This is a genomic window from Adlercreutzia equolifaciens, from assembly GCF_029076695.1.
In the GTDB taxonomy this organism is placed as follows: domain Bacteria; phylum Actinomycetota; class Coriobacteriia; order Coriobacteriales; family Eggerthellaceae; genus Adlercreutzia; species Adlercreutzia equolifaciens_A.
The window spans coordinates 1-345 of the sequence record NZ_JARFIK010000160.1 but is presented as its reverse complement, the minus strand read 5'-3'; the positions used below and the strand labels follow the sequence as shown (position 1 = coordinate 345).

General features: G+C 58.8%; 1 pseudogene. It reads left to right on the top strand.

What is annotated here, in order from left to right:
* Positions 1 to 345 (top strand): annotated as a pseudogene (locus PZH32_RS11895) (CCA tRNA nucleotidyltransferase); the annotation flags it as partial.

Below are 345 nucleotides of genomic sequence, written 5' to 3'. Positions count from 1 at the left end.
ACGTTCGAGGCCATGGTCGCCTCGAAGAACTTGCTGCGCAAGGTATCGGGCGAGCGTATTTATCGCGAACTGGAGCGCTTCGTCTGCGGCGATTACGTCCACGATGCCTTGATGACGTGTGTTGACGTGCTTGCCTTCGTCCTCCCTGAGCTGGTGGCCATGAAGGATTGCCCCCAAGTAACGAAGTACCATATATATGAGGTGCTCGAGCACACAGCCTGGGTATGCCAGCACACACCCCCCGAGCCTCTTCAGCGCTGGTGCGCCCTCTTTCATGATATGGGCAAGCCCGCCGCTGCCTTCTTCGAGGGGGACGTAGAGCACTTCTATGGCCATGCCGCCGTG